Below are 19,307 nucleotides of genomic sequence, written 5' to 3' on the forward strand. Positions count from 1 at the left end.
CTAGGTGCTTACTACGACAAGTCTTGCATTAACGCGAACTGCGCCGTAACGAAAAGGTGCAGCTCAGGCCCGCGCCTTGAGGTTGGTCAGCACGGTGTCGGCGACCCCCCGCCCGAGCTGGCAGGCGTCCTTGCCCGAGTCACTGCCCAGGACCAAAGAGACCGAATAGGCCAAGTCGTCCGCGACACCGACAACGATCACGCAGCTGCGTTGACCGCTGGCGCCCACGTCGACGTACCCGACGGCCGGATAACCCTGGACCGGCGCCAGATCGTCGACCCAACGGCCGGCCTTCGGCTTTTCCACCTTGTAGGTGAGGCTGAGTCCTTGCCCGGTCTTCGTCTCATACGCGACCAGGATCCCGGCGCCGCTTCCCGAGGTGCTGGCCCAGTCGCACATCGGACCCAGCTCCGAGTCCTTCGGTTTCGCGGCGCCGGGTTGGCCGAGGTAGTCCGTCAGCTCCTGCTCGGTCAGGGCCGAATCACACGGGCTGCCGTCCATAACCTTCGCCGGCAACGGGTTGTCCACCTTCGGTGCTCCGCTGTTCGGCAGTTCCGCACTGCTCGACGGAGCTGGGGTGGGCGTCCCGGATGTCTGGCGGTCGCCTGTGCAGGAGGCCAGTACTGCCATTCCGGTGATCGCGGCGGCCGTAGCGGCGAGAATCCGTCGGATCATTCGAGCGACCCCTTGATCTTCTTCGTCGAATCCGCAGCCTGCTGGTCTGCCGCTTCCGTGATGCCGAGTGCTTGCCTCATCCGGCGAGTCAGCTCCGTGTAGTAATCGAGTTGGTACTGCAGATGGCCCTGGTAATAGCGGCCAGTCTCGTTGATGCCGTTCCGGCCGTTGACCGCCGCTTGGCTGACCGGCTCTTCCGCCGGTGGCTCCGCCCGGCTGAGGATGTCGGCCTCACGGATCTGCTCGCTGACGGTGTTGAGTTGGTCTTCGGCCTTCTTGAGCATCGCCCGCATTTCCGAGCTGCTCATCGCGAACCCCTGCCCACCAGCAGGTCTCGAAGCCCCGCTCGGCATGTCCGTCGCCCAGAAGTCGACCCCGCTGAAAAACGAGCCCGTCATCGTCCTCCCCCTAACCCGTTCAGGGTCGCGTACAGGACTTCCGTCAGCGCAGCCCGGGTCCCCGGCTGGAAACTGACCATCCGCTCGCGCCCCGGGTACACGTACGTCAGCACCCGCCCGGTCCCGGCGACGTCCACCGCGGTGATCGGCGCGCTGCGGGAACCCTGATTCACGGCGTAGCACTGGTGCAGCCCCGTCCGCCGCGCCGCCATCAGCCGGCGCGCCCAAGGCAGCGGGTCCCGGCCGCGGTCGGCAGTCGGGTCGTCGAGGTCGTACGACTCCTCCCGGCCCGAAAACCGCGCTTCCGGGATCGACACCGGCGAAATCCTTGCCGGCGGCACCGGCGGCAGCACGTCGACCAGCGACTCCGCGATCCTCGACGGCTCCACGTCGTCGATCCGGATCGTGTCGTCCTTCCGGATCAGCCGGAGTGCCTTCGGGCCGTCGGCCGAGACGAGGACCGCGCCCGACTCATCCGCTTCGACGTCACCCAGCCACGCCGTGAACTGGTGGGCGCCCTTCGCCAGGATGCGCAGGACGTCGCGGAACTCGCGCGTCAACGTGCCGCCCGTCGCGAGCCGGAGCGACGTCAGGACGTCGAGGACCTTCTCTTCGAGCCGCTTGCGGGTCTCGTCGCCGAGCCAGAGGTTGTCGGCGCCGAGGACCGCGGGCGGCGGGCCGTGCCGTTCCCACTCCCACGCGGTGAGCAGGGCGGCCTTGGGCAGGAAGATCACAGCCCGATCACCGGGGGCACCGTCCGCTCGTCGGAGCCGCCGAAGACGCTCTCCGGATCCGCCTCCACCAGGTACGACGCGCGCTGGTGCTCCGCGTCCTCCTCACCCTTGCCGCCCTTGGCGCCGTGGCCCATGCCGCCCATTCCCGGCGAGCCGGGCTTGCCCGCCGCGCCGCCTCGGACCCCGCCGGCCGCGCCGGGACGTCCTTCGCCCGGGACGCCGGCTCCGGTCGCCGCGCCCGGACCGCGGGCACCCGCGCCGCTCGCGCCGGACGACGAGCCCGGCCCAAAGCCGCCACTGCCAGGACCGAAACCGGACCCAAAGCCGGGGCCGAACCCGCCTCCGGAACCCGAGCCAGGACCGAAGCCGCCTGGTCCCGTGCCCGGCGGTTGGTAGCCCGGCGGGTACTGCGTCGCCGGGGGCACGTAACTCTGCGCGCGAACGCCGTCGTCCACGCCGACCGTGTGCGAGCCCGGCGGCGTGACCTGCCCTGGCGGCGTGACCTCCCCAGGAGGCGGCGGCGGAACGACCGGTGGATGGACCGCCGGCGGCGGCTGCACCTGCGCGCCGATCGACCGGTCGCGGTCGTCGTCACCGCCGGGAGTCCGCTTCCGGGGCGGCGGCTCGACGGGCTTCTTCGGGTCCCGCACCGTGAAGTCGCCGCCGGTGTACTCGCGGAGCTGGCCGTAGTCGATCGTCCGGGCCGCGGTGTTCGAGCTGGATTGCTGCGCGTACGAGCTGTACCGCTCGACGTTCTCCGCGGCCTTCCGGTTGTACTGGTTGATCTTGTCTTCGGTGTCGGTGTCCCAGGGCGTCGCGACGTCCCAGGCGCTCCGCGTCGGCGGCTGGTCGGTGACGTCCGGGTGCAGCGAGTTCTTCATCTGGTGGAACTGGTCGATCTGAGCCTGGGACAGCGTCGCGTTGCGGTCCAGGGTCGTGGACGCCGACACCGCCGACGCCGTCAAGGGCTGAAGACGTTCTCGGGCCGCGTCCGAGGCACCGCCGGTCCACGCGGACTCGAGGCCGGAAGTCAGCTCGCGCGTGCCCTGCTCGAGCTGGCGTTGATAAGTCGACTGGTCGACGCCCGCCTGGTGCACCTTCTGCAGCGACCCGGTGCCCGGCCCGCTCAACACGGCCTTCACCAGCTGACCCGGCGACAACCCCGCGGCCTGCGGGTTGTCCGCCCCGCTGCCGGTCCGCGAACCGACGTAAGCACCCGCGACCGCGCCGACCGGCCCGCCCGCGAGCAGGCCGACGCCCGCACCGGTCAGGACCTTGCCGAGCCCCTCACCACCCGACTGGACGGCGTGCGCGATCTCCGACCCGACGTGCTGGGCAGCGTCGAGCATGTCACCGAACAACCCCACCGAACCGCGCTCCCCTCGCGTTCGATCTCCCCTCTTGCGTCACGGACGATACCGCACCGGTTACTCGGCGTGCGAAGAATTGACCAGGTCAGGCGTTCGCGTCAGCGGCCGCAGCACCCCCATGCACACGACGGTCATCCCGAGCGCGCAGAAGAAGTGCACGACCCAGGCCCCGACGAGCGACGGCCCGCCCCACGACCCGGCCGCGCCCGCCTCGGTCCAGAAGAACCCGAAGGTCGCGATCCGGCCGACGAGGTACCAGACCAGCAAGGCGATCGGGAAAGCCGCGACACTCGCGAGGAAACCCCCGCGCGGTGGCTCGCCGCCGAGCCAGCGCAGCGCCAGCCGCCGCCGTGCCGCCGGTCCCGCCGGATAGGCGGGCAGGGCGAGGAGTGCGTAGATCGTCCGTTTCCAGTCGGAGATGTTCATGAAAGTCACGCTATGAGCCGCTGAGCAGCGCCGACATCCGGTTGACCGCCCGGACGGGTGGGGAAATCCCCGGGGTCTTCGTCACATAGAGCGGAACCAGCCGCGACTGTCGGTGCCATATGCCACACTCGGTCGCCGTACGGCTACTGACGTGAACGGGGAGGTTCGCGTGACGAACCCTGAGCAACTGATCGCGGGCTTCGACGCCAAGATCGCCGAGGCCAAGCAACGCGGCGACCGCATGCAGGCCGAGATGGCCACGGTCTCGGTGTCCGAGCGCAGCCAGGACGGCCAGATCGCGGTCAAGGTCAACCACCTCGGCAACCTCGTCGGCCTGGAGATCGGGCACGGTGTGCGGGAGAAGGCGAACCTCGCCGACGAGATCCTGCGGACCGTCCAGCGCGCGCAGAGCAAGCTGGCGGATGCCGTCCAGACCGGGATGCCGTCGATCGCCGGCACCGAGACCATGAACGAGCTGGTCGGCCAGCTCCACCGTGAGTACCCGGAGCCCGAGCCGCAAGGGTTCGTGGACGGCGGCCACGCGGCCCCCGCCACCGACGGGTCTCGTTTCATCGCGGAGGAAGAGCCACCCCCACCGGTCACACCGAACCCGGCCCCGCCGCGCCCCGCGCGTCGCGAGCCCGGAGCGGGCACCGACGACGACTACTTCAGCGACGGCGACTACCTGCGCTGACCAGGGGAACGAGGGAGGGGAAGACGATGAACAGCCCGCAGGCGGACATCCGGATCAAGCCGGAACAGCTGCTGGAGCACGCGAAGAAGCTCGAACCGTTCGTCGACCGGTTCGCGAAGACGCTGGACGCGGCGGCCCAGGTCGTCGACCCGATGGCCTTCGGGCTTATCGGCCAGGCCTGCGGTCTCGGCGCGCTGTGCGGCGTCGCCCAGACTTTGGGGAGCGACTCCATCGGCCACGCGAAGAACGTGGCCCAGGAGCAGATCGACCGCGTCCGCACCTGGTCCCAGCACGTCGAGTGGCGCGAGCAGGACGTCAAGGACAGTTTGGACGGTATCCACCTTGACTGAGAACGCTCTGGTGACGGACGCCAAGAAGAAGGTCGACGAAGGTTCTTCGGCGCTCGAAGGTGCCGGGATGGCGCAGGACTTCTGGGACGCGGCGACCAAGGCCGCCGACGGCGACTGGACTGAAGGCCTGCTCAACCTCGGCTTCGGTGCCGCCGGCGTGATGGATTTCCTCCGGGACCCGATCGCGGGCCTGGCCAGCATGGGGCTCGGCTGGCTGATCGAACACGTCGAGTTCCTGCGCGCGCCGCTCGACTGGGTGACGGGGAACCAGGAACAGCTCGACATCATGCAGGAGACCTGGGGCAACATCAGCGACGAGATCGACGCGGTCGCGAAGGACCTCCTGGAGACGGTGAAGGCGGACAGCGCGGAGTGGACGGGCGAAGGCGCGAACGCCTACCGCGCGTTCACCGCCGAGCTCGGCGACATGTATTCCGGGGTCGCCGGCGGCGCGAAGGCCGTCTCCGTGCTGATCGACGTCTGCAAAAGCATCCTGAACGTCGTGCGCAGCGTGCTGCGGGACCTGCTCACGGAATGCATCGGCAAGCTGATCAGCATCCTCGCGCGGTATCCGGGGCCCGCCGCGCCGGCCGGCCTGGCCGGCGAAGGTACGGCCGAGATCGTCCAGTGCGGCTCGCGGATGTCGGAGTGGCTGCAGAAGCTCATGCGGGCCTTCCAGAAGGGCATCAGCCAGTTCAACCACCTCAGCGGGCTCTTCAAGACCGTCGGCCAGAAGCTGCTCGCGGCACTGCGGGACGCGGCTCACGCGGCGCCGGGCATCTTCAAGGACGGGCTCAAGGAATTGCCCAAGGCACTCGGTGAAGAGGCCGGGAAGGAAGCGGGCAAGAAGACCGCGGGCGCCTACGACGAGGCTGACAAGGAGTACCGCGAGAACCACTACAACGAGAAGAAACCCGCGGCCGCCGAGCCGGTCTTCCAGCAGCAGGGCACCCAGCGCATCTCCGGGTCGATCTAGCCACCGTGGTGTCGACGACTCCGGGCGAGCCGGAAACGGCCGTGGTGCGCGTCCGGCTGCCGATCCACAACCCGCCGTCCGAGCTGAGGGCGGCCGTGGGGTGCATGGTCTTCCTCGGCGTCGTGTTCGCCGTCCTGGCCGGATTGCTCGTGTGGGCGCGCAGTCAAGACCCGGTCGTGTACCTGGTCGCGCCCGCGCTCGGGGTGCTGGCGTTGGTTTGCTTCTGCTTCAGGCCGATCCTGCGGCGCTACCTGCGCCGAAACGGCGGGATGGTGACGGCGAGGGTCGAGTTCGGCCCCGACGGGTTCCGGCAGCCGCTCGAAGACAAGACGACGCTCGTCCTGCCCTGGGACGACGTCCGCCGGTTCGACTTCCGGGAAGGACTGCCGGACGACCGGGTCGCACTCGCCGTCTCGCTGGTGGACGACGACGCGCTTCGGAACCTGAACCCCGACTGCCGGCACAAGTCCGAGGACGGCTACATCCTGTCGTCGGCGATGGCTCGCGAAGAGGCCGAGAAAGCGTCGGCGGCGATCGAGCGGTATCGGCCGGGGCTCGGCCGCTGGACCTCCAAGAACGTCCGGCGCGGCGGCTTCGGCGTGCCGAACCCGGTGAAGCGTCTGGTCAAACGCTGGCGCGCCGACCAGCCGGGAACGGTCATCCGCGCCGAGCAAGCGTCCGCCGTCCGGTTGTTCTTCCTGTGGACGGCTTGGCTGGCCGTCGTCGCCGACTTCGTGGCGCCGGCCTTCTACGACATCCCGCCGGGGATCCCGTTGCCGGTCGCCGTGGCGATCTGGGTGTCGCTCTACCTGACCCGCTATCGGGGCGACTTCGGCGAATTCGCGCTGAAGGCCGACGCGATCACGTGGCGCCCCAAGGAAGGCGACCCGGTCGTGGTGCGGCGGGCGGACCTCGCCCGGCTGACCGTCGAGCCTTCGGCGAAGAAGGCAACGCGCCGTTACGTCGCCGTCCACGCGATTCTCCGCAGCGGCAATGATCGGTCGTTGGCCGGGAAGGTCTCCCCAGGCGCAGCCAAACACCTGCTGGGTCTGGTGACGGCGTGAGCGAGAGCTTCGTCGTCTCGCGGACTGCCGGTCGGCCCTGGGTTCTCGCCTTGGTACTGCTCGCAGTCGCGTCAGGCTTCCTGTGGCTGGCGTTCGAGTCCACCCAGCAGAGTCCCCGTGTGGCCGGCTGGGTCTTCGGCGGCGCCTTTGGCTTGCTCGGCTCGAGGCTTCTGCTGCGGTCCCTGAAGAAGCCTGTCCGCGACGAGCTGGTCTTCGACTCCGCCGGTGTCTCGCGAGTGATTGGCGGAGTCGTCTGGGCCGCGCGCTGGAGCGATCTCAGTGGCGCGTCGGTCGTCGAGAGGCCACAGAAGCGGGACGGCTGTCAGATCGTGCTCAGCCCGGCCGGTGGCCGGTTCGAAAGTCCCCATCGGAGCCTGGTCCGCATCGCCGGTGGTGACTTCCTGGTGGCTGGGCTCGGGCTGACCCCGCGCGAGGTCCCGCGAGTGCGGGAAGTTCTCGCGCAGTACGTCGACGTCAGTGCCGAACGTGTCGTCACCGACCCGGTTTCCGCACTTCCCGGCCCCCGGGATGCGGTGCCGGCGTGGATGCCACCGCCCCTCGAACCATCCGCTGCTGTCACGATCCACGTGAACGGCTGGGATCGGGTGATGCTTCGCTGGCTGCAGCTCTTCGCCCTCATGATCGAAATCGGTCTGGGCGTCGCGATCGAATTCGGCCCGAGGAACGGGTTCCGCACCGCGTTCATCGGCGTGTTCGTCGCCGTTTTCGCCGGCACAGCCTGGCTGCAGATCAGCGAACAGGAGAGTCGTTCCCGGAAGTCCCAGGTCACCCTGAAGCTTTCGCCCGCAGGTGTCCGCTGGGAGTCCTACTACCACCGATTCACGGTCTCCTGGCCGGAAATCGCCGAGTTGAGGACACCGACGCGGCTCGTCGAGTTCCGGCCGGCGAGCGAAGACTTCCCGCTCCACCGCCCGGAACTCGACCGGCTGCGGCAGGTCGACGGCTGGTACCGGCTGCCCCGTGCGCTGAGTCCGACCGCATCGAAGGAGTTCGACGCGCACATCCGCGCCGTGCTGCCCGGCGGAGTGAGGCTGACCGTCGCATGACCGTTCCCACTGTCCGGCGTCCGGGATGGCGCCGGATCGCCCTGTTCACCGTCCTCGGCCTGTGGTTCACCATCGGCTCTTGGACGGCGGTGGCGCGAATACACTCCATCCACGGTCCCGACCGGCAGGGCACGCCGAGCGCCGTCGCCCGGATCGAGTCGTGCGACCGCATCGGGCCGCTCAGCCGCGGCGGCATCGGGTACTACTGGGTTTGCCTGGCCGTCGTGACCGCGGGTGACGAAAAGCCCCAGGCGGTCCGGTTCGACCTGAACGAGCTGACTCCGGACGACGCCGGGAAGGCGGTTCCCGTCGTCGGGTCGGAGGGGAAGTACCAGCGTTCCGCCGAGCGGCTGAAAATGCCGTCGTGGGTGCCGATCGTCGTGGTCGGCCTGCTCGTCCTGCTGTGTGTGGCCGGGCGGCAGCGCAGCAAACGCCGGTGGCGGCGGGCGATGGTGCGGCACCCGGCCGACGTCCGGCTGTCGTCGCCGGTCTGTGTCCTGCCTGCCGCGACCGGTGGCGGGGGCGCGTCCGGTAGGCGCGTGATCTCGCCCGGCGAGTGGTCCCGGCGGAAGTACTGGCGGATCGCCGGCCCGCTGGTCGGTGCCGGCGTTCTGGCTGCGATAACGGCGACGCTGGTCAGCGACCCAGAGGGGCGGCGCGCCTTGTTCGTCTTGGCGGCGTTCGGGTTCTCCGCGCCGCTCTGGCTGATCGCCTGCACGCCGCGCTGGTACCGCACCAGCAGCAAAGCCGCGCACCTGTTCGTCTCGGACACGGGAATCGGCTGGGAGCGGCTGCCCCGCGACGAGCACTTCGGGCTCAACTGGGACGAGATCGCCGAGGTGCGCGTGCTGACCGTGGCCTGCGACGGCCTGGTCCTGCGTGTCGTCGACGTGTTCCCGATCGCCGAATCGGTGCTGGGGCAGCGTCCGGAGCTGCGGCCGTTCTGGGAGGTCGGCGCGATCCTCGGCCCGCACCGGCTGCCGGGTGAGCGGGGCGCGGTCCGGCTGCCTCACGCCTTTTCGGAGGCGGCGGTGCGAGACCTGCGAGCGGCGATGGCGGCCTTCCGGCCGGAGCGGTACCGCGAGTTCACTGCCGAACTCGAGCCCGTCGGGAATGAGGCGCCGCCGACGCCGATCACTCGGGGGGCTACGTGATCGGCGCCGACGACATGAGCCCTCTCCGGCTTTCGCCGGTCGGGGCGACGGCACCACGTCTCGCGTGGTGACGCACCTGGAGAGCGGGACCGGTCCGCGTAGTGACGGCCGGGGGAATGACATCCCCCGATCGAGTGACGGGATCCGCTGCTCGCATGATTGTCGCACTCAACGCCGGATAAGTTACAAAAACCTTCACTTTCGTCTCTCGCAGCCCTTCCCGGCCTGGTCGGACGGCTTTCGTGGCACAGTGCGGGGATGAACTCCGACGTCCTCGTTGTGGGATCCGCCAATGCGGACCTCGTCGTCGCGGTGGACCGGCGGCCGGCCGGTGGCGAGACCGTGCTGGGCGGTGACACCGTTCTTTCGCCGGGTGGCAAGGGGGCCAACACCGCGGTCGCGGCGGGCCGGCTCGGGGCGGACGTCGCGCTCCTCGGGGCCGTCGGTGACGATCCCTACGGCCGGCTGCTGCTCGACTCGCTGCGCGCAGCCGGGGTCGACACTGGGCTGGTGCGGACCAGCGACCGGCCGACCGGCATCGCCTACATCACCGTCACCCCGGACGGCGAGAACGCCATCCTCGTCTCCCCCGGCGCCAACTCGAGCCTCGAGCCCGGGGACGTCGAGGCCGTTTTCGACGGGGTCGAGATCATGGTCGCCTCGCTCGAGGTGCCGCTGCCGACCGTCGAGCACGCCGTCGCGCGGGCCGCCGAAAAGGGCGTCAAGGTGCTGCTGAACCTGTCGCCGGCGGCGAAGCTGTCGGCGGAGACGCTGGCCAAGCTCGACGTCCTGCTCGTCAACGAACACGAAGCCGCGTGGCTGACCGGGCCCGGCGCGGACTTCCGGAAGCTGCTTGAACTCGGGCCGCGGGCCGCCGTCGTCACGCTCGGTGCGGCCGGTGCGGTCGTCGTCGAGAAGGACGCTACGACCGAGGTGGGGTCGCCGGAGGTCGAGGCCGTCGACACCACCGGCGCCGGCGACGCCTTCGCGGGCGCGCTCGCTGCCTCGCTCGCCGATGGCGCCGATCTCGTCTCCGCGGCGAAGCGCGCGGTGCGCGTCGCAGCGTTCAGCGTGACGCGGCACGGTGCCCAGCCGTCCTACCCGACCGCCGCCGACCTGGGGGAATGATCATCCGGGGGCACGTGTTGCACCTCACATGGGCGATTCGTTCGGCTCGGCCTGGTGGCGCGGCTACGCCGCTCAGCTGACGGCGATCGCGGAGGCGCGCCGGCCCGACCACCTCGCGATCATGCCGCTCGACGAGACTCTGAAGGCGCTCGGCAAGCAGACCGAGGTCGACGAGGGCGTCTACGACGTTCCGCTGGAGGGCATCGTCGGCACGGTCGCCCGCGCCGGCGACTTCGACCGCGAGTTCCGGCCGCGCAACCGGGCCCTGCGCGATCGCTGGGAGCGGCTGACACGGACGTCGGCCGACCTTCCGCCGGTGCGGCTCGTGCGGCTGTCCGACATGTTCTTCGTCGACGACGGCCACCACCGCGTCGCCATCGCGCGCGCCCGCGGCGCCGGCACCATCCGCGCGCGGGTCCGCTGGATCAGCACGGTCGCTTGCGCGTTGCGCTGCCTGACGCTCGCCGACCTGCCGTCGAAGACCGCCGAGCGGATGTTCCTCGAGCGCGTCCCGCTGCCGGACGACGTCCGCCTCGGGCTGTGGCTCGACGACCCGGCCGACTGGTTCCGGCTCGCCGACTCGGCCGAGGCCTGGGGTTTCCGCCGTATGCTGGCCGGACGGCCGGTGCGCAGCCGCGGCGAACTGGCCGAAGCCTGGTGGCACGAGGAGGTCCGGCCGGTGCTCGAACAGGTGCGTCAGCGAGGCTTGTGCCCGCCACCACGAGATATCCAGACCTATCTGAGCTATGGTCTAGACCATGTCTGACTCTCTGTCCGGGGTCGCCGTCAGCCCCGGCCGCGCCAGTGGTCCCGTCGTCCGCGTCGCCGAGCCGCTGGGTGAGCCCGCCGCCACCCCGGCGCCCGCCGATCCCGCCGCCGAAGCCGCCCGGATCGCGCCCGCGGCGGCGATCGTCGCCGGCCGGCTGGAGAAGCAGGCCGAGACCGCCACCGGCGAGGCCGCGACGATCCTCATCACCACCGCCGCGATGGCGGCCGACCCGGCGCTCACGGCCCAGGCCGAGCAGCTGGTCAAGACGCAGGGGCTGCCCGCCGCACGAGCCGTCCACCAGGCCGCCGAAGGCTTCGCCGAAGCACTGGCCGCCGCGGGCGGGTACATGGCCGAGCGCGTCCGCGACGTCCGCGACGTGCGCGACCGGCTGGTCGCCGAGCTGCTCGGCATCGCACCGCCGGGGGTGCCGGAGCTGGCGTCGCCGAGCGTGCTGGTCGCGCGCGACCTCGCCCCGGCCGACACCGCGGGCCTCGACCCGGCGAAGGTGCTCGCGCTCGTCACCGAAGAGGGCGGCCCCACCAGCCACACCGCCATCCTGGCGCGGGCGCTGGGCATCCCGGCCGTCGTCGCCGTGCGCGGCCTGCTGAGCTGGGACGCGCAAGCGCTTGCGGTCGACGGCGACGCGGGCACGGTCGAGATCGCGGACCCGTCGGCGCCGGTCGTCACGGCGACGAAGGCGCAGCTGGCCGACTGGAACGGCACGGGCGCGACGTCGGACGGCCACCGCGTGAAGGTCTACGGCAACGTCGGCTCCCCGGCCGACGCGCAGGCCGCGGCCGACGCGGGCGCGGAAGGCGTCGGCCTGTTCCGCACCGAGTTCTGCTACCTGGACGCCTCGGACGAACCGTCGGTGGCCGAGCAGCGCGCGGCGTACACGGCGGTGCTGTCGCCGTTCCGCGGCAAGCCGGTGATCGTCCGGACCCTGGACGCGGGCGCCGACAAGCCGCTGGCGTTCCTCTCGCCGGAAGCCGAGCCGAACCCGGCCCTCGGCGTCCGCGGGCTGCGCGTGGCGTTCGACCGCCCCGAGGTGCTGGACCGCCAGCTCGAGGCGATCGCCGGCGCGGCCGAGGACTCCGGCGCCGAAGTCTCGGTGATGGCCCCGATGGTCGCGACGGTCGAGGAAGCCGCCTGGTTCGCCGAGCGCGTCCGCGCGGCGGGCATCGCCCGGGCCGGCGTGATGATCGAGATCCCGGCGGCGGCGCTGAGCGCCCGCGAAATCCTCGAAGCGGTGGACTTCGTGTCGGTGGGCACGAACGACCTGGCCCAGTACACGTTCGCGGCGGACCGCCAGCTGGGCGCGGTGGCGAAGCTCAACGACCCGTGGCAGCCGGGGCTCCTGCGCCTGCTGAAGCTGATCGGCGACGCGGCCAAGGCGACGGGCAAGCCGGCGGGCGTGTGCGGTGAAGCGGCGGCGGACCCCAGGCTGGCACTGGTCCTGACGGGCCTCGGCCTGACGAGCCTGTCGATGAACGCCCCGGCGATCCGCACGGTGGGCGCGAGCCTGGCGACCGCGACGCTCGCGGAGTGCGAGGCGCTGGCGGAGGCGGCGTCGGCAACGTCGGACCCGGCAGCGGCACGGGCGGCAGCTCGCCCCTGACCACGGCCGGCCGCGAGCGCCGGCGTCCAAGCACAAGAGCCGGGGAGGGATTTCGCCGCCGAGCCGGTGGGTCTCGGCGGGGCGGCCGGGCCGCAGGCGATGAGGTCTGGGCAGGGGAACCTCGCTGCCCAGCTCAGCGCCGGCTCGGCGGTCCCGGCCAACCCCCGCGGGCGCTCGAATCAGCCGCTCCCGCAGGGGCGCCCCCCCACTTTCAGTCTATCGGTCATCACCGACCGTGCTGAGCTGTGCGAACCTGATCTCGCGGAGTTGTCCACATTGACCGAGGGGTGTGGACAACCCGTCGTGAAGGCCGTCTCCCCACCGAGGCGGCCTTCACGGCTTTTCCGGCCAACCTCGGCCGAGCTGTCGATTCCGGCGCACCCCGCTCGACGAAGTGGTGAAAGCACCACCGAGCCGAGAGGAAGCAGCCATGACCATCACCGCCGAAGCGCCGGTCGGAGCGCCGGCCGGGACGGCGAGGGCCGGGCGCCGGGAGTGGATCGGGCTGGCCGTGCTGGCCCTGCCGACCCTGCTCGTCTCGCTCGACGTCTTCGTCCTCGTCCTCGCGCTGCCGAAGATCGCGAGCAGCCTGCACGCCGACGGCACCGGGCAGCTCTGGATCATGGACACCTACGGCTTCATGGTCGCCGGGTTCATGGTCACCATGGGGACCCTCGGTGACCGGATCGGGCGGCGGAAGCTGCTGCTCATCGGCGCCGCCGCCTTCGGGGTCGCCTCCGTCGCCGCGGCCTTCTCCACCAGCGCCGGCATGCTCATCGCCGCGCGGGCCGTGCTCGGGATCGCCGGGGCGACGCTCGCTCCGTCGACCCTTTCCCTGATCGGAACGCTCTTCAAGAACCCGCAGCAACGCGCCCAGGCCATCGGGATCTGGGCCGGCTGCTTCACCGTCGGCGCCATCATCGGCCCGATGGTCGGCGGTCTCCTGCTCGAGCACTTCTGGTGGGGCTCGGTCTTCCTGCTCGGCGTGCCCGCCATGGTCCTGCTGCTGGTCATCGGGCCGAAGCTGCTGCCCGAATACCGCGACGAGCAGGCCGGCCGGCTCGACTTCCCCAGCGTCGTCCTCTCCCTCGGCGCCATCCTGCCCGCCGTCTACGGCGTCAAGGAACTCGCCCGCGATGGCTTCCACGTCGTTCCGGCAGCGGCACTGAGCGCCGGCCTGGTCGTCGGGTACGTCTTCTACAAGCGGCAACGCGCCCTGAAGGACCCCCTCGTCGACTTCAGCCTCTTCGCCGCGAAGGCCTTCCGCACCACGCTCGGCGGGATGCTCCTGTTCAGCATGCTCGGCGGCACCACGATGTTGTTCACCGCGCAGTTCCTGCAGGTCGCGCAGCACCTTTCGCCGGTCGGGGCCGCGCTCGGGCTGCTGCCCGGGATGGCCGCCTCCACCGTCAGCTTCCTCGCCGCGCCCGCCCTCGCGCGCAAGGTGCAGCCGAACGTCCTCATCGCCGGCGGGGTCGCCCTCGCCGCGGCCGGCATGGCGATCCTCGCCCTCGTCGACCCCGCCGCCGGGCCGGCGTGGCCCGCGCTCGGGTTCGCCGTGACGTCGCTGGGCGTCGGCCCGATGGTCGCGCTCGGCACCGATCTCGTCGTCGGCTCGGTGCCGGAGCGCAAGGCGGGCGCCGCCGCGTCGCTGGCCCAGACCGTCAACGAGTTCGGCTACGCCTTCGGCATCGCGACCGTGGGGACCCTGGGCAACGCCGTCGTCCGCGCGCACGGCCTGCCCAGCGGGCTGCACGTCGTCGCCGGGCTCGCCGCCGCCGCGTTCGCCGTGCTCGTCGTTTTCGTCGCGAGGAACCTCCGGGCCGCCTGAACAGCGCGAAGGCCTCCCCACCCGATGCCTGGGTGGGGAGGCCTTCTTGACGCCGGGGGCAGAGGGACCCCGGCTAGCCGAACAACCCGCGCCGCGGGTGCCGGATGACCAGCGAACCGCCGTGGACGCGGCCGCTCAGCACGAAGCGCGGGTTCCCCATGTGCCCGTTGCTGCGTGTCTTGTCCTCCAGCGAGCCGAACTTGACGTCGGTGATCGAGTTGACGTCGACCGCCGCGTGCTCCGGGATGATCACCTCGACCGACCCCCACTTGGCGTCCAGCTCGATGTGCACCACCGGCGACTGCACCTGGGCCTCGGTGAAGTCGAGCTTCGTCGAGCCGTACTTGTTGCGCACGACCATCTCGGGCGGCACCACCCACGGCCCGCTCCGGACCAGCGACGAATACTTCGCGTTGAGCTCGAAGCGCCGTCCGGACGGGTAGCCGCCGTAGCCCGCCGGTGGCGCGTACGACGGAGCCGCCGCGGTCGCGGCCGCCGGGTGGTAGAGCCCGGCGAGGTCGGCCAGCACCGCGTTCAGCTCCCCGCGGGTCCGCGATGCCAGCGCGCGGTCGGTGCGTTCGGTGAACTCGTCGAGGTCGATCATCCCGCGGCCGATCGCCTTCTGCAGCACCCCGACGACGTGCTCGCGCTCGTCGTCCGACACCCGAAGATCGCGCTCGCCCAACGGCTTGGTTTCGGTCACCGGTTCCGTCGCCGCAGTCTCTTCCTCGCCCATGCTCATGATGGTAGAACCGGATTCCACCAGGGAGATCGGGGGAAAACCCTGAACGGACCCGTATTCCGCGGCGCCGCTCTCGGGGCTGCGCTGGTTCTGCTGTCCGCGTGCACGAGCGAACCGCCGCCGCCCGCGCCGAGCTCCAGCGCGCCGCCGCCCACCACGCAGACGATGCCGGACGGGCTCCTCGGCGTCCCCGCGACCGGCGGGATCGGCATCACCGTGCTGCTCCCCACCACCGGTCCCACGGTCTTCGACGCCGACAGTGGCCCCGCCGGGACGCCGCCGGGCTACCCGGGCGGCGACGTCGGGTACAGCGTCGTCCGGGTCGGGACGCACGCTGTCTTCACGGCCTATCCGGTGGGCGGCGGCCACGACGACCCCTTCGAGATCTTCGGCTACACCGGCCCCGCGAGCCCGCCGCGCTCCCTGGGCCGCGCCTGGTCGGTCGCCCCGGACAAGGGTGGCGAAGGCGTATGGGTCATCCGCCAGGACGCGCCGGACACCTGCCGGCTGCAGCACGTCTCGCTTTCCGGCGGCGAGTCCGGCAAGGGCCGGCCCGCGAGCTGCCGAACCCAGGTCCGCGGCGAAACCGCGCACGGCCTGCTGATCACCATCAACTCCGACAGCGCCGAGTCGACGGACGCGCTGATCGATCCGGAGAGCGGCCGCACGGTCCAGCAGTCACCGCGCATCCTCGGTGTCGCCGGCGACCACATGCTCCTCGACGGCCTCACCGAGTTCACCCTCGTCGACCTGCGGGACAACAGCCGGCGGCAGCTCAGCCGGCCGGTGGTCGCGCGGACGCCCACCGTCGTGCCCTCCCGCGACGGCGGTATCTGGGCCGTCGACTTCGCCGACCCGGCCTACCGGAGCACGAGCACCCAGACCCGCGACCTCTGGCTGCTGCGCCTGGCCGGGCCGGACTGGGAGCACGTCGCGGCGATGCCGTTCGTCACCGAGCACCTCAAACGCGGGGGCGGCTTCGACTGGTCGGCCTCCGGTGACCTCGTGCTCGCCGACGGCGTCCTCGCCGCCTGGCACCCGGGCGAGCCGGCGTGGCGGCTGGGCAAGGCGGCCCTGCCGACGAGCGACTGGTCCGGTTTCGCCGTGCTGCCCTGAGGGCTACTCCTCGTCGAGGCCGTGTTCGATCGCGTACCGGGCCAGCTCGACGCGGTTGTGCAGCTGCAGCTTCCGCAGCGTCGACTGCACGTGGTTCTCCACGGTCCGGTGCGACAGCACGAGCCGCTCGGCGATTTGCCGGGCGGTCAGCCCCTTCGCGACCAGGCGCAGCACGTCGGTCTCGCGCTCGGTCAGCCGCGGCGGCTCGGCGCCTTCCGCGGGAGCGTCGGCCATCCGCCGGTATTCGCCGAGCACCAGCCCGGCCAGGCCCGCGGTGAACACCGGGTCGCCGGCCGCGGTCCGGTGCACCGCGTCCACCAGCTCCGCCGCGGACGCCGACTTGACCAGGTAGCCGGACGCGCCGGCCTTCACCGCCTCCAGGACGTCCTTGTGCTCGCCGCTCGCGGACAGCACCAGCACCTTGGTCGACGGCAGCGCCGACGTGATCTCGCGGGTGGCGTCCACCCCGGACGTGGTGCCGAGGTTGAGGTCCATGAGCACGACGTCCGGCCGGACGGTCCGCGCGATCCGCAGCGCCGCGTCCGCGTCCGGGGCGGTCGCCCGCACGTCGAAGCCGTGCTCGGTCAGGTCGCGGGCCACTCCGTCGCGCCAGATCGGGTGGTCGTCGACCACCATCACCGAGATCCGCTCCTCGCTCACTTCGCACTCCTCGTGCACGGCACCCTGACTTCCCACTCGGTGCCCCGGCCGGGTCCGGTGTCGAGGGTCGCGCTCCCGCCGAGGTCGCGCACCCTCCCCCGGATGGATTCCACCACACCGAGGTGCCCGTCCGCGGCCGCTCGCGCGAGAACTCCGTCCGGAATGCCCGGTCCGTCGTCGCGGATGCTCACCACGACTTCGGTGCCGAGGTCTTCCAGGAGCACCCACGCCTGGGCGCCGGCGCCCGCGTGCTTCTCCACGTTCGAGAGCGCTTCGCGGGTCACGGCGACCAGTTCGTCGGTGACGTGGGCGGGCAGCTCGACGTCGTCGGCCGGGGTCGAGACCTGCACCGACGACGTCGCGAGCAGCTGCAGGGCGGCCCGCAGGCTCGTCGTGCCGCTGTGGTTCGGCCGCACCGGCTCGGTCGTCACCAGCGACCGCAGCGCGATCTCCTGCTCGCCGGCCAGCTTCGCCAGCTCGGCCGCTTCCCCGCCGACCTCGTTGCCGCGCTTGCGGACCCGGGCCAGCACCTGCAGCACGCTGTCGTGGATCGACCGGGCCAGCCGCTCCCGCTCGGCCGTCGCCGCTTCCTTGCGCAGCGCCTGCTCCAGCCGCGCCGCGGACCGCCGTCCCATCGTCGCGGCCATGCCGACCAGCAGCCCGGCGGCGGCGAGCAGGACGCCGTCGCGGGCGATGTCGATGTCGAACTTCTCCCGCGCCAGCCCGGTCGCCACGCCGAGGACCAGCCCGGCCAGCACCCCGCCGCTCGCCCCGAAGCGCGCGCCGGCGGCGACCGCGGGCACGGCCGCCCACACCGTCGTGATGAGAGGGACGTTCGCGGTGAACTGCGCGTCGCTGAGCACCCACGGCGAGGTCAGCAGCAGTGCGGTCGTGAGCACGAGGTCGAAGACCACCAGCGCCGGCGGGCGCGTCCGCTCGCGCAGGTAGAGGAAGCTGCTGGCGACCGTCCACGCGGCCATCACGCCGAGAACCGTCCAGGCCAGCCACTCACGCTGGTAGCTCCCGCTCTGGACGATCACGGTGCCGAAGGCGAACGCCCAGGTGAGCACGCGGAACGCGAGCACCCCACGCCACATCGGCGTGATCGGGTCCGGTGACCGCCGCGTGGTCACGGCTCGTCGGTGCGCTTCGGCGGCTCGTCCGTCGACGACCCGGCTTCCTCCTCGGCGACCGTCGCGATTTCGGCTTTCGGGCCGCCGGGTTCGGCGTCGTTCGGCTGCGCGGCCTGGTCCTTGAGGACGTTGACCTCGGCGGGGTCCGGGTTGGTCTCGTGCAGCAGCGACCGGACGCCGGCGTTCAGCACCGCCAGCAGCGGCACGGCCAGCAGCGCGCCGGCGATCCCGCCCGCGACCAGGCCGGCGGTGATGGCCAGGACCACGGCCAGGGGGTGCAGCTTCACCGCCCGCCCGAGCAGCAGCGGCTGCAGGATGTGGCTTTCCAGCTGCATCACGCCGATCACGATGGCCAGCACGATCACGGCGCCGATGACCCCGTTCGTCACCAGGGCGATCAGCACCGCGACACCACCGGCGATGACGGCGCCGATGATGGGGATGAACGCGCCGATGAAGACCAGTGTCGCCAGCGGGATCACCAGCGGCACGCCCACGATCCACAGGCCGACCCCGATGCCGACCGCGTCGACCACGGCGACCGCGGCCGTCGCCCGCACGTAGCTGACCAGCGACGCGAACCCGCGGCGCCCGGCGACGTCGACGCGGTTGCGGACCCGCCGCGGTGCGGCGCGGACCAGGAACGTCCAGATGCCTTCGCCACCGCTGAGGAAGAAGATCGTGATGAACAGCGTCAGCAGGAAGCCGGTGAGGATCTCGCCGACGGTGCTCGCTGTCGTCAGCGCGGTCGTCGTGATGGACGCCTGGTTGTTCTGGATGAAGCCGATCGCCTGGTTGATGAAGTCCTGGATCTGCTCCTGGCGCAGGTGCGGCGGGCCGTTGAGCAGCCACTCCTTGATCTGGTTGAGGCTGTCGTTGAGCTGCTTCTGCAGCTGGGGCAGGCCGGAGGAGAACTGCGTGATGACGAACGTCAGCAGGCCGCCCAGCACCGCCAGCCCGGCGACCAGCACGATCGCCGTCGCCAGCCCGCGCGGGAACCGCACCGCGACCAGCTTCTGCACCGCCGGCGCGAGCAGCGCGGACAGCAGCAGGGCGATGGACAGCGGGATGATGACGACGGACAGGTAGCCGATCACCCAGACCACGGCGTACAGCGCGGCGGCCACCACGATGAACCGCCACGCCAGGGCCGCGCTGATGCGCAGGCCCCGGGGAATCAGCCCGGTGATGTCCTCGTGCTCCGGCAGGAACGGATCTTCGCGTCGCGCGTGGCTCACTGACCCACCGTACTGGCTGGGCGTCCGATTCGGCCGCTTTCCCCGCGGCCGCGTCCGCACCGATCGCTGCCAGGGGTGATCACCCGCCGTCAGGCCGGGCTACACAGTGTGTCGTTCACACGATGGGGGCATCAAGTCGTGTCGGGGGTGCGCGCCGCGTCGCG

The 19,307-nt window shown here is 71.3% G+C and carries 20 protein-coding genes; 11 read left to right on the plus strand and 9 right to left on the minus strand.

The window, feature by feature from the left end; translation table 11 throughout:
• Positions 1–63 precede the first annotated feature (63 nt).
• The 5 genes from AB0M83_RS00120 to AB0M83_RS00140 all read right to left on the minus strand — a co-directional run bounded on the left by AB0M83_RS00120 (position 64) and on the right by AB0M83_RS00140 (position 3,603).
• Positions 64–675, minus strand: coding sequence for a DUF3558 domain-containing protein (locus AB0M83_RS00120; protein WP_364510056.1), 612 nt, complete (start codon positions 673–675; stop codon positions 64–66).
• Positions 672–983: a hypothetical protein gene (locus AB0M83_RS00125; protein ID WP_364510059.1), complete on the minus strand. Its 312-nt coding sequence runs from the start codon at positions 981–983 to the stop codon at positions 672–674. The genes AB0M83_RS00120 and AB0M83_RS00125 overlap by 4 nt, the downstream gene beginning before the upstream one ends.
• An 86-nt stretch (positions 984–1,069) precedes the next feature.
• A complete protein-coding gene (locus tag AB0M83_RS00130; protein WP_364510061.1) occupies positions 1,070–1,807 on the minus strand; it encodes an ESX secretion-associated protein EspG in 738 nt (245 codons plus the stop codon).
• The gene (locus AB0M83_RS00135) at positions 1,804–3,174 is read right to left on the minus strand and encodes a hypothetical protein (protein ID WP_364510063.1); all 1,371 of its coding nucleotides are present in this window, start codon (positions 3,172–3,174) and stop codon (positions 1,804–1,806) included. The genes AB0M83_RS00130 and AB0M83_RS00135 overlap by 4 nt, the downstream gene beginning before the upstream one ends.
• 60 nt (positions 3,175–3,234) lie before the next feature.
• On the minus strand, positions 3,235–3,603 hold the full coding sequence (locus AB0M83_RS00140) for a hypothetical protein (protein ID WP_364510066.1): 369 nt from the start codon (positions 3,601–3,603) through the stop codon (positions 3,235–3,237).
• Positions 3,604–3,772: 169 nt separating this feature from the next.
• On the opposite strand from AB0M83_RS00140, the gene AB0M83_RS00145 reads away from it, so the two are divergent.
• The 10 genes from AB0M83_RS00145 to AB0M83_RS00190 all read left to right on the plus strand — a co-directional run bounded on the left by AB0M83_RS00145 (position 3,773) and on the right by AB0M83_RS00190 (position 14,254).
• The gene (locus AB0M83_RS00145; RefSeq protein WP_364510069.1) at positions 3,773–4,297 is read left to right on the plus strand and encodes a YbaB/EbfC family nucleoid-associated protein; all 525 of its coding nucleotides are present in this window, start codon (positions 3,773–3,775) and stop codon (positions 4,295–4,297) included.
• Positions 4,298–4,323: 26 nt separating this feature from the next.
• Entirely contained in the window at positions 4,324–4,647 is a 324-nt protein-coding gene (locus AB0M83_RS00150) for a hypothetical protein (RefSeq protein WP_284743468.1), read from the plus strand.
• Positions 4,640–5,623 carry a hypothetical protein gene (locus tag AB0M83_RS00155; protein WP_364510071.1) on the plus strand — a complete coding sequence of 328 codons (984 nt, stop codon included), beginning with the start codon at positions 4,640–4,642 and terminating at the stop codon, positions 5,621–5,623. Before AB0M83_RS00150 ends, AB0M83_RS00155 begins: the two co-directional genes overlap by 8 nt.
• Positions 5,624–5,628: 5 nt before the next feature.
• Positions 5,629–6,687, plus strand: coding sequence for a hypothetical protein (locus tag AB0M83_RS00160; RefSeq protein WP_364510074.1), 1,059 nt, complete (start codon positions 5,629–5,631; stop codon positions 6,685–6,687).
• Positions 6,684–7,754 carry a hypothetical protein gene (locus AB0M83_RS00165; protein ID WP_364510077.1) on the plus strand — a complete coding sequence of 357 codons (1,071 nt, stop codon included), beginning with the start codon at positions 6,684–6,686 and terminating at the stop codon, positions 7,752–7,754. Before AB0M83_RS00160 ends, AB0M83_RS00165 begins: the two co-directional genes overlap by 4 nt.
• On the plus strand, positions 7,751–8,908 hold the full coding sequence (locus AB0M83_RS00170) for a DUF6346 domain-containing protein (RefSeq protein WP_364510080.1): 1,158 nt from the start codon (positions 7,751–7,753) through the stop codon (positions 8,906–8,908). Before AB0M83_RS00165 ends, AB0M83_RS00170 begins: the two co-directional genes overlap by 4 nt.
• Positions 8,909–9,166: 258 nt before the next feature.
• A complete protein-coding gene (locus AB0M83_RS00175) occupies positions 9,167–10,036 on the plus strand; it encodes a ribokinase (RefSeq protein ID WP_364510083.1) in 870 nt (289 codons plus the stop codon).
• Between the two features lie 28 nt (positions 10,037–10,064).
• Positions 10,065–10,802 (plus strand): hypothetical protein, encoded by a 738-nt coding sequence (locus tag AB0M83_RS00180; protein WP_364510086.1) that lies wholly within the window; start codon positions 10,065–10,067, stop codon positions 10,800–10,802.
• Positions 10,795–12,423, plus strand: coding sequence for a phosphoenolpyruvate--protein phosphotransferase (gene ptsP / locus AB0M83_RS00185; protein WP_364510089.1), 1,629 nt, complete (start codon positions 10,795–10,797; stop codon positions 12,421–12,423). The genes AB0M83_RS00180 and ptsP overlap by 8 nt, the downstream gene beginning before the upstream one ends.
• Positions 12,424–12,853: 430 nt before the next feature.
• Entirely contained in the window at positions 12,854–14,254 is a 1,401-nt protein-coding gene (locus AB0M83_RS00190; RefSeq protein WP_364510092.1) for an MFS transporter, read from the plus strand.
• 73 nt (positions 14,255–14,327) lie between these two features.
• Here AB0M83_RS00190 and AB0M83_RS00195 read toward each other — a convergent pair whose 3' ends face one another.
• Positions 14,328–14,990: a DUF1707 domain-containing protein gene (locus AB0M83_RS00195; protein ID WP_364510094.1), complete on the minus strand. Its 663-nt coding sequence runs from the start codon at positions 14,988–14,990 to the stop codon at positions 14,328–14,330.
• A gap of 171 nt (positions 14,991–15,161) precedes the next feature.
• Here AB0M83_RS00195 and AB0M83_RS00200 point away from each other — a divergent pair, with 171 nt between their 5' ends.
• On the plus strand, positions 15,162–16,112 hold the full coding sequence (locus AB0M83_RS00200) for a hypothetical protein (protein WP_364510097.1): 951 nt from the start codon (positions 15,162–15,164) through the stop codon (positions 16,110–16,112).
• A 3-nt stretch (positions 16,113–16,115) separates the two neighbouring features.
• Here the strand turns inward: AB0M83_RS00200 and AB0M83_RS00205 are convergent, their stop codons facing one another.
• From AB0M83_RS00205 to AB0M83_RS00215, 3 genes are read right to left on the minus strand one after another with little or no spacing between them, the layout of a single operon-like run.
• The gene (locus AB0M83_RS00205) at positions 16,116–16,748 is read right to left on the minus strand and encodes a response regulator transcription factor (RefSeq protein WP_364510791.1); all 633 of its coding nucleotides are present in this window, start codon (positions 16,746–16,748) and stop codon (positions 16,116–16,118) included.
• Between the two features lie 20 nt (positions 16,749–16,768).
• Positions 16,769–17,905: a DUF5931 domain-containing protein gene (locus AB0M83_RS00210; protein WP_364510100.1), complete on the minus strand. Its 1,137-nt coding sequence runs from the start codon at positions 17,903–17,905 to the stop codon at positions 16,769–16,771.
• Positions 17,902–19,143, minus strand: coding sequence for an AI-2E family transporter (locus AB0M83_RS00215; RefSeq protein ID WP_364510103.1), 1,242 nt, complete (start codon positions 19,141–19,143; stop codon positions 17,902–17,904). Before AB0M83_RS00215 ends, AB0M83_RS00210 begins: the two co-directional genes overlap by 4 nt.
• Positions 19,144–19,307 lie beyond the last annotated feature (164 nt).

Origin of the sequence: Amycolatopsis sp. NPDC051106 (assembly GCF_040682775.1) — a bacterium.
Classification (GTDB): Bacteria; Actinomycetota; Actinomycetes; order Mycobacteriales; family Pseudonocardiaceae; genus Amycolatopsis.